Raw genomic sequence first — 3,016 nt, forward strand, 5'->3', positions numbered from 1 at the left:
CACCCAACCGGAAGATTCCAGATCAAACCGGCCCTGATCGCGGGGGAAGGTCAATATGATGACTGCCCAACACTCGATACTTCGTCAGTGGTTTTTTGCGAATTTGAAGATGTTGCTCACGTCTTGGCAGCCTTGCCTTGAATTTGGTCTCGAGCGGAGCCGAAAGCATCCTGATCGTCGATGATTGCCCTGACAGTTCTCACACCGACTTGTTCAGAAAAGCTCAAAGACAGGGGTCCAGGGTTAAGCTGATCACTTTGAACGTGGAAACGCGGTCTCAGGGAGTCCATGGCAACCTTGTCATCGAACTACTGCCCGCTTCAGATGACCTTATTAGCAGGATTGTAGAGGGCAGTCCCTATCCTAGCGCAAAGAATGACATTGGATTCATTCGAGACCTAGCTCAAGGGTTTCCCAGAATGGCTCTAGTGGCAGCAGAAGCGGCGAAGAACGGTGACGCAGCGCTAGTTTCGGTTGATGCATTGGTGGATCGGATTGTCTGGGGGAAAGACAAGGAGGATGCAGAAGCCCTTCGAGCGCTGCAATTTTTAAGCCTATTTACACTTGTTGGTGTGGAAGGAGATAGGCAATTTGAACTGGAGCAATTGGCAAGCTTTATGGAAGCATCGGCCAAAGAGGTTTTTCGAAGTTTGGCGGTCTTTGGTGATCGCGGTATTGTTGGGAGAGTGGGGGACTTTGCAGAAGCGCGGCCACAACCACTGGCAGTAAGGCTAGCAGTTCAATTGCTTGACACCTCGCCAGATGGCGAACTTACCCGGCTATTTGAGAGCATCGACACCGACTTGCGTTTTAGATTGCTTGGGAGGTTGAGGTGGCTAAGCTTCGATCATCGTGTTGCTGGTCTTGCGCTAAGCATTGTCGAAACAGTTATCCCCGATATCGATGCGCTCAACACAGACGAAGGTTCCAAATTCATGGATCGGCTAGTTCATCTGGAACCCGATCTGGCAATGGCTACGTTTGAGAAATTCCTTTCACACTTGTCAATCGATGAGCTCTTGGCGTTCAGAGACGGTCGCCGCAATACAATTTGGGCGTTAGAGAAGCTTGTTTTTCGGGATGAGAGTTTTGAGCAGGCGGCCCATCTATTGCTGAAACTAGCTGCGGCGGAGAACGAAAATTGGGGGAACAATGCTCACGGTCAATTTGTTGGACTGTTTCAACTGCATCTATCAGGCACTGAGGTTGAACCAACAAGACGACTAGCGATCTTAGATGCTGGGCTGAAGCATGAAGATGCCAGAGTAAGGTCGGTTTGTATCGATGCGCTCGGCAAGATGCTGGATACGGGGCACTTTTCAAGGTCTGGTGGCAACGAACGGATTGGCGCAGAACCAGCCCTCCAAGACTGGCAACCCGCAATCTATCAAGATATTTTCGATTTCTATAACGCAGCGATTGATCGACTTACAGATATCGCTTTGGAAGCGGACGTCGAGACATATGAAAGGGCTACTTCGCATCTTGGAGGCAATATTCGTGGATTGCTTTCATACCCCAATATTTTCGATAATCTACGAAGCCAAGTAACGAGGGTTATTGAGAAAATTCCTACATGGACCAAGCCTATTAAGTCGATAAACCAATGGTTTTTCTTCGACAGCAAAGAAGCTCCGACGGACTATGTCACTCAAGTGCGTGACTGGTATGACGAGTTGTTTCCAGACTCCAAAGTTGACCAGCTGTTGCTTTTGTCCGGAGGGTGGCCCGGTGACTTCCACGATATTGGTGTCCCGTATGACCCTGAGAGTGACACAGACCATGAATATGCAATAAATTGCATTCGCAAGATTGTCTCCACTCTTTCAAGAGATGCGAAAGACAACTCAGAGTTAGTTGGCAAGATTGTCCGTGGTGAATTCAACAGCGCTTGGGCGCTTGGACATGCGCTGGCCAGTCATGTTGAGGATCCCGAAGCATTGATGGGCTTGGCTTGTGAGGCGCTTCGCACCCCAACAGAAACGGTAATATGCCTAAAAACATTTTGTGGCATGATAGCTGGGGGCTTTAGTCGATCTCGCGATGTCGGAATGGCCAGCTTGGAGATTTCTTTGAGCGCGCCTGAACTAGACGGTCACGCCATTTCGTTGATTTCAGCTGCTCAAATGGATTCTGAGATTGCGTCACGCGTTGCCCAGTTAGTTACGGATGGTTTGTGCGATCCACGACATGCTGCGACGCTGAGTTGCGGCCGCGGCTTTGATGATCATGACTTCGAGACTATCCTGCCGCTCGCAGATGCAATCAAACAAACCGGACCGCAGGGAATATGGTCCGCCTTGGACTTGGTTTTTATGTACAGATACGGACAACCCGAAAGCTTTGTGGAAAAAGCATCTTATGTGAAGGAGCTTTGCTCTCATCCCGACATTTTCTCCGTTGAAGCCATCGGGGTAATGGACGCACATCATTGGGAAACAAGTATTGAAAAACTCTTTAGTTCGGATCAGTTGGACGACGCGTTCGTGGGAGCCCTTTGTGATCGCTCGCTAGAACTGGCAACCAAAGCGGAACATGACGTTCAGCTGAAAATGGATGATGCAGCGTGCAAGGTTTTGTTACTCGCTGTACAGTACGATCCCGCCTTGGTGTGGAAAAGAGTGCTGATAGCATTTGAAGATGCAGATGCCCTAACAGAATGGCGGTTACATAACCTACTAAAAGGTTCGGATCGAACGCCCGGCCAAGCTGGAATTCTGAATGATCTCCCCGATGAAATTTATCTGAATTGGATAAGTGAGAAGCCCTACGAGCGGCTTGAATTCGTGCTTGAATGGGTCGAGTTGGTCGAAAAAGGAGACGAGAGCAGTCTCTTTTGGACTGCCCAGTTTATTTCATTGATCGAAACCTATGCATCCGACGTTTCTCAGCTTGGAGGAATCTATAGCAGATTGCTTTCCGGTGTAAGTTGGGGTCCGTTTTCTTCTCGATTAAAACCCCTAAAGCCTCCCGCCATTAACCTGAGACATAGCCGGCAGCCTTGAAGTAGTTCCAG

1 protein-coding gene is annotated in these 3,016 nt (G+C 49.2%); it reads left to right on the plus strand.

Annotated features, from left to right (window positions below; translation table 11 throughout):
- Positions 1-419 precede the first annotated feature (419 nt).
- Entirely contained in the window at positions 420-3,005 is a 2,586-nt protein-coding gene (locus tag GOX53_RS29055; RefSeq protein WP_171182359.1) for a hypothetical protein, read from the plus strand.
- The last annotated feature ends 11 nt before the right edge of the window (positions 3,006-3,016 follow it).

It is taken from the genome of Ruegeria sp. HKCCD8929, assembly GCF_013031405.1.
Lineage (GTDB): Bacteria > Pseudomonadota > Alphaproteobacteria > Rhodobacterales > Rhodobacteraceae > Ruegeria.

Excerpts from the sequence above, each read along its gene's own strand:
- GOX53_RS29055 (WP_171182359.1), top strand. The coding sequence starts at position 420 with ATGGCTCTAGTGGCAGCAGAAGCGGCGAAGAACGGTGACGCAGCGCTA.